Genomic DNA, 7,087 nt, shown 5'->3' with positions numbered 1-7,087 from the left:
AAAGAGCACATTCAAATTAGTATGACTCAGGAGAATCACTGTTACGAAAATGCTCACGCGGAGCGTATCAATGGGATTCTCAAGCAAGAGTTTAATTTAGGAGTTACTTTTAATACTGAACAACAAGCTCTTAGTGCGGTATGCTCGGCTATAAAGACATATAATCAAAAACGTCCTCACTATGCATTGAACTTAAAAACTCCTGATCAGGTGTACTTTCAAAAGGTAGCTTAATGAAAAAAATTGACTAATAAAACAATAATTAATTATGACAACCTTTTTTAGGACGTGACAAATGACGAATGACGAGAGACGAATGACGGAGGAAATGTGATGAAAATCTCTTGCTGGCTACCTTCAAAGGGGGAATTAGAGACGGGAAAAGTTGTTTGACAGGGCGGATAGGGGAGGGGGATATTTATGGAATGGACTTTTTGTTATCGGGGGAAAGATAGTGCTTAGAGGAGGGTTGCTTGCTGATTATTGAAAAGAATAAGATGTTTAACTTGCAGAAAGACAACAAACCGGCGGAGAAAAGTTACTTTTGTAACTTAATTGTAATAGTAGTTTCTTGTTAGTTCAGAAATAATTATTACTTTTGTCACTTGTAATTTGTTATACAGGATATGCCATTAGCTTTATTCAATTCTATTACTTCGTGGTTTTTAAAACGCCGTATTGACCAAATACAAGAGTTTGTAGAGCACCCACATAAGGTGCAAGAACGTGTGCTTTTGGAGCTTCTCGATGCTGCCAAAGACACCGAACTCGGCAAACTATATAACTTTGCTGAGGTGAAAAACTATGAGCAATTCAGTAGAAATACACCATTAGTTTCTTATGAAGCTTTTGAGCCTTACGTAGAAAGGGCAAGACGAGGGGAGCGGAATGTGTTTTGGCATACGCCGATAAAATGGTTTGCCAAGAGCAGTGGGACTACTAACGCTAAGAGTAAGTTTATTCCGGTAAGTGAGGAGGCACTGCAACTGTGTCATTACAAATCGGGGAAGGATATGCTATGCTTATACCTAAATAACAACGAGGATTCGAATCTGTTTAAAGGCAAGAGTTTGCGACTGGGGGGGAGCAAGCAACTGTATGAACAAAACGGTACTTATTTTGGGGATTTATCGGCGATTTTGATTGAAAACCTGCCTTTTTGGGCAGAATGGAGTTGTACCCCCAGCAACAAGGTATCGCTGATGAGTGAATGGGAGAGTAAGTTACAAGCGATTATCAAAGAGGCGAAAACAGAGAATGTGACTAGTATTGCGGGGGTTCCTTCCTGGATGTTAGTGCTTTTAAATAGGATTTTAGAAGAAACCAAAAAGGAACATCTTTTGGAGTTGTGGCCCAACTTAGAAGTATACTTTCACGGAGGGGTGAGCTTTATACCGTATCGCGAGCAGTATAAGCATATTATTCCTTCGGATAGTTTTCGTTATTACGAAATATACAACGCCTCCGAAGGGTTCTTTGCCATTCAAGACCGCAACAATTCGGACGAGATGTTGCTAATGCTCGACTACGGGATTTTCTATGAGTTTATACCGATGGAGACTTTTGGTACTGCGGGACAAAAGGCAATTCCGCTGAGTGAGGTGGAAATAGGGAAGAACTATGCGATGGTGATTACTACCAATGCCGGTTTGTGGCGCTATATGATAGGAGATACGGTAAGGTTTACTTCGGTAGTGCCTTATCGGATTAAGATTACGGGTCGTACCAAGCACTTTATTAATGTATTTGGAGAAGAACTTATCGTAGAGAATGCCGAGCGCGCCTTAGAAAAGGCTTGTGAGCAGACTAATAGTCACTTGATAGACTACACGGTTGCGCCTATATTTATGCAAGACAAGCTGAAAGGAGGGCACGAATGGGTAATAGAGTTTGATGCACCTCCTGAGAGTTTGGAGCAATTTACCGAGATATTAGACCGCGAACTGCAAAAACTCAACTCGGATTACGAAGCTAAACGCTACAACAATATGACGCTGAATATGCCCAAAGTGCACAAGGCTCGCACGGGGCTTTTTCACGACTGGCTCAAACACAAGGATAAGCTTGGTGGGCAGAACAAAGTACCTCGACTCTCGAACAGCAGGGAGTACGTGGAGGAGTTATTAAATTTATAATGAAATTAAAAGTAGAAAGGCTACCCTATTGGGTAGCCTTTCTTATTTGCTATAACTTTAAATTATCTTCTTCTTTTGCGAATGAAGATGATAAGACCGACGAAAGCGAGAAGCACTATTCCACCTATCCAAAGGGCGCTGAGCGATACTTTTTCTTGAGGACTTCCGGCAGAGGTTTCTTCTTTTTTGAGGACTTTAGCGTCTTGGGTATTGGGTTGAGCCTGACTGCCTTGGTGCGATTGAGCGAGCTGTTGCTGATACGCTTGGGCATTGGCAGGTGAAGCCTTTTTGCTGATATAATCCTGCAACTTCTTATTTTCGGAAGAGAAATGAGAAGAGCTTATACCGAATTGCTTAGTAAGGTCGGTATGGATATCGGCGAGTTTACTGATTTGAGCATCGGAGGCTTTCCACATACCTTTGCGGGTAGCTTCGAGCATTACAGCAGTTACCTCTTGCAAGGCTGCTACGTTCTCTTTCTTTATAAAATCGGTGATGCCCAGATGATGTTTATCTTCTATATAAGTGTTGTATACCTCATTCCACATTGCATCGTCGATGAGTTCGGGGCGAGTAGCTTCCCAACCGTGCATATTAGTAACGATTTCGGCTATTTGTCCGGCACTTGAAGCCTTACCCTTCATCATTTCTTTGATGTATTTAGGATTGAATATTGTACTGCGAGCTTCGACCCCTACGGCTTCTTTGAGTTCTTGCACGTGCATATTCTTATGGTTGCGATAATCGGCGAGGTAGGCATCGGGGTCTTTGCCGTTTACTTCTTTGATAGCAGCATTCATACCCCCCATAAACTCGTAGACGTGGTCGAGGCTAAGCGCTCCCCAAGTGTTGTTTTGGCGAGGCTGAATGAGCACATCGGCGTTCTTGATAGCGGCGCGGAACATACCTTCTTGGAACTTGCTCCAATTGTCTTTACTGCCGTAGAAAGCGCCCATATTATGCATATAAACCTCAGCGATATCCTTTTGAGTTTCCCACTTATCGCCGGAATTAATCAACTCCTTAGTACCTGTATCATAACGACCTTGCAAGCCACCAAAGATACGTTCGGTAGAAAGTTCGCGGGCTTCTTTGGGCGATACTCCGGCTTCTACCAATTGTTTTTCGATATTTACACTACCTGCGCTCACTTCATTGGCATATGCTTCCTCAGGAAGAGCTGATACCATTTGAATGGCTTTGGTAAGCAAGAACAAACGAGAAGCTGCTAAATCGCGGAACTGACCTGAGGTTTGAATCACCACATCGATACGAGGGCGACCCAACTCTTCAGAAGGAATGACGCGCACATCGCCTACACGACCAAAGCTATCCCATACGGGTTCAACACCTAACATATACAAGGCTTGGGCGATAGATACACCTTCGGTTTCTATAAATTCGGAACTCCAAAAGGTATAGGCTATTTTCTTGGGATATTCGTGGTGTTTGGTTTGGTATTCACTAATTACATTTTGGGCTAAAGCTACGCCTCTATCCCACGCGAGTTTAGACGGTGTACTTTCGGCATTCACCCCATAGAGGTTGTGACCGGTAGGTACGCCTTTAGGATTGGCTACTGCATCACCTCCTGAGGAAGGAGGGGTGTAACCACCATTTAGAGCATTGAAGAAAGCCTTTTCTTCTAAACGCGGACTGTTTTGCAAGGCATCTTTATAGAGGGCTACATTGGTAATGGTTCTTTCGATATCTACCAAGGCACGTGCATAATCTATCTTAGCCTTTTGAGCGTTGAGAGCAGCCAGCTCTTCCTTAGTAAGAGGCTTGCGGTCTTCTTTTTTGGCTGGAGCTTTGATTTTGGTAGGACGACCTACGGCATCAGGTTTCTTAGCAGTAGCCGAAGTTGTGGCTGTTGTGTGAGTAGCAGTAGTGGTTGCTGAAGCCGTCGCTTGTTTTTTCATCTGCTGTTGTAAGAAATAAGGCATACCACTTCCTTCTTCTTTAGCCATTGTAACTTTGGCTTTTTGCAAATCGTCAGCAGAGATATGAGCATAGCTGCAAATCAGTTCAGTAGTAACTGGTTTGCCTGCGAGTATTTGGTTTACTAAGCTCTTAGCAGGGTTTAGATAATGAGTTGTGAAAAAGGCTTTGCGTTTAAGGTCGGTTTCGGTAACTTTACCGTGGTACTTATCTAAGGTAGCCAAACTGTACGCAATAGGGTCGGCACTCATAGCCAAGACGGTAGAATTAATTTTATCAGGAGTATAAGGGACTCCCATCACGTAGTATTCGCCATTAATCTTCTCGGTGGCAATCTCTTCGGCGAAGTTAGCAAGGCGGTCGATTTCGGCTTCGGTATACGGTTTTGAGAGGATACTATCCAAACGCAAATCACGATGTAAGCCCATTGCTACGGCTAACTTTTTGATGTGTAATCCAATGGTTTGTTTATCGATAGGGTTCTTTGCTTTCTGATAAGAAAGAATGGTGTTCTCTAAATTATTGAAGGTATTGCGCATATCGCTTTCGGTGAAAGCAGGGGTAAGATAAGACACAATACTGCCGTACGAACGGCGTTTTGCCATCATCGCTTCGCCTATATTTCCGATAGTATAATAGTAGAAATGAGGTACGGTACCCACACAGATATCTGCCCAATCGTAATCAGAGAGGGCTACTTGTTTATTAGGGGTAAACTCCAAAGAGCCGTGTGTACCGAAGTGAATGAGCGCATCGGCTTTGAAGCCATTTTGTATCCAAAGATATGCCCCCATATAGGCATAAGGAGGGATTTCTTTTACACCGTGCAACACTTTAAAATCATCATCAGTACTAATGGCGGCAGGAGGTTGAGGCAGAATAGTGATATTACCGAAAGTGAGTTGGGCTACCGCCAGATAATCTTTACCGTCCTTAGATGTATTAAGGTAAGAGCCCGGTACAGCGCCGTTCTTTTCGATTACTTGCTTATAGAGTTTTTCGGGTAAAGTTTTTTTGAGCCAAGCATCTAATTCGTGAGCTTCTACCAAAGCAGGTGCACCTGTATTGAAGAACTTTTCGATATCGCCTTTGGCATTGGCTCTATAAGTATTGGCGTGCGTGAGCAGTAGCTGGTTGAATTCGGCTTGTGTAGCGGGAAGCGTTCCTACGTTATAACCTTCGTTTTTGAGTTGATGTAAAAAGCGGAATAGTGAAGGTTCGACCTCCAACCCTTGCGCGGCAGCAGGTGTAAGCCCCACACCTTTGAAGTAAACAATCGCCAACTTCTTGTCGGCATTAGGTTTACGTTTTAAATCGGTGAAGTTATGAATGATTTTGGCGAACTTACGGGCGCGGTTCTCGATAGTGTTGAGGAAGTAATAACCTTGTTTGTTTTGTTCTTGGGCAATCACTACATAAGGGTAGAGCGCTCCGTCTAACTCGGGCATTACAATGGTTTGCCCCATAAAGCCGCCCGACATACCCATAGGGTCTTTTTCCCAATCGTCTTTCATTGCTAAGACCGATAGTCCCGTGAAGAGGGGTACGTTGTGCTCCTTAGCCCAATTGATAAACAGTTCGGGTTGCCCCATCATCATTTGTCCGTGAGGAAAATAGACAATAGCATCGGGATTGATTTCGGTAAGGAAGTCGATGCGTTTTTCTTGAGCGGTGAAAGGATAGACGTTCATACCCTGTTTCTGCAAGGCGTGTATTACCCCATTGAGGTGTTCTTTATTTCCGCCAAAAGGCTCGTGTAAGCCTGCTACTATGGCGATGCGAGGAGCTCCTTCTTTATAGAAATTATTCTTCTGAATATACTCTTGATATTCTTTAAGGGAGCTGAAAGAACGCTCGTCGTCTAAATGAAAATAGACGTTTTCTTTGCGCTCGATAGGCGGTGCGGGTTCGGTAGCAAACCATTTCTTGTCGATATATTTGCGGACATAACGAACGAGGTTTTGGTAGTTTGCCTTATTGCCACTCATCAGATAGTCGCCTACGTGTTTGAGTTCGGTTTCGTTGAGGCTACTGATATCGTTATCGGGATTGGTAACGGCGAAACTGTGAAAAGGCACGCGGTTAGCAGCATCGATAAGCTGATTGCGCTGTTCGTCGCTAATTTTCAGTCCCATTGCCCATACGAGGACAAAGTCGTAGTTTTTGAGTTTATCGAGTTGGTCGAGGGGGACTTCTTCGATTTTGATAAACTTATCGGAATTAGAAAGGGCGATATTGGACGCCTGATAGCTGATGAAGTTCACCAATGCGATACGGGTGGGGGCGATGTATTTTCGCCATACGAAATAACCTGCTATTACTATAAGAAGCAGGGCAATGATGGATAGAATCTTTTTTTTCATCTTATTTGCTGTGGGTCGTAGCACGACAACAGATTGTTTTATAAATTAGACAAAAAGGTTTTATGTGAACAGGTGGGGCTGTGCCTCAGAATTTAAGCAAAATCAAGGTAATGCTTTGTAAAATGCTTGTTCTAAGACTTCAACTTTGCTGAAAACCATAACACGATGGGCAATTTAATTAATAGATTTGTGGATTGCCTTTGTATTGGGTTAACATTAATGTAATGAAAACTTGGGTGCAAAGATAAAAAAATTATTTTGAATAATAATAAATAGCGAAAAAAAGGTGCGAGGTCGTAGCACGACAGGCGGAGCGAGCCGTACAGGAGAGGAAAATTAGAGAATTTGGAAATGAGGGAATTAGCAAATGGGGTGCGAGCTACAAGAAAAGCACAAGCGGAGGTATTGTCAGTTTATTCAACTTTGGCAAAGTTTAGAACCAAAACTGTAAGGAAGATTTATAAAGCACTGATTTTTAACTATGTTTTTTTGTAGGAATACTGTGTAAGTATTATCTTTGCAAAAAAAAGTTATGACCACTATAATAAAGAATAGAAAAAGAATTTCAAATATCTTTTCTAAGATAGAAGATAAAGAGTTAGAATTTCTTGTAAAAGAAACAGGAGTCGATAAATATAGCAAAAAACT

The 7,087-nt window shown here is 42.5% G+C and carries 3 protein-coding genes; 2 read left to right on the top strand and 1 reads right to left on the bottom strand.

From position 1 onward, the window contains the following. Both ACSQ7D_RS12860 and ACSQ7D_RS12855 read left to right on the top strand, forming a co-directional pair. A partial coding sequence (locus ACSQ7D_RS12860; protein WP_437136469.1) for an integrase core domain-containing protein occupies nucleotides 1-234 on the top strand: 234 nt, incomplete at its 5' end. A gap of 392 nt (nucleotides 235-626) precedes the next feature. After that, nucleotides 627-2,135: a GH3 auxin-responsive promoter family protein gene (locus ACSQ7D_RS12855; protein WP_437136474.1), complete on the top strand. Its 1,509-nt coding sequence runs from the start codon at nucleotides 627-629 to the stop codon at nucleotides 2,133-2,135. Nucleotides 2,136-2,197: 62 nt separating this feature from the next. Here the strand turns inward: ACSQ7D_RS12855 and ACSQ7D_RS12850 are convergent, their stop codons facing one another. Continuing rightward, a complete protein-coding gene (locus ACSQ7D_RS12850; RefSeq protein WP_437136473.1) occupies nucleotides 2,198-6,439 on the bottom strand; it encodes a cobaltochelatase subunit CobN in 4,242 nt (1,413 codons plus the stop codon). Between the last annotated feature and the right edge of the window lie 648 nt (nucleotides 6,440-7,087).

The organism is Capnocytophaga sp. G1920 (genome assembly GCF_051417515.1).
The sequence above is the reverse complement of the archived record's forward strand: the minus strand, read 5'-3'. Positions and strand labels throughout refer to the sequence as shown.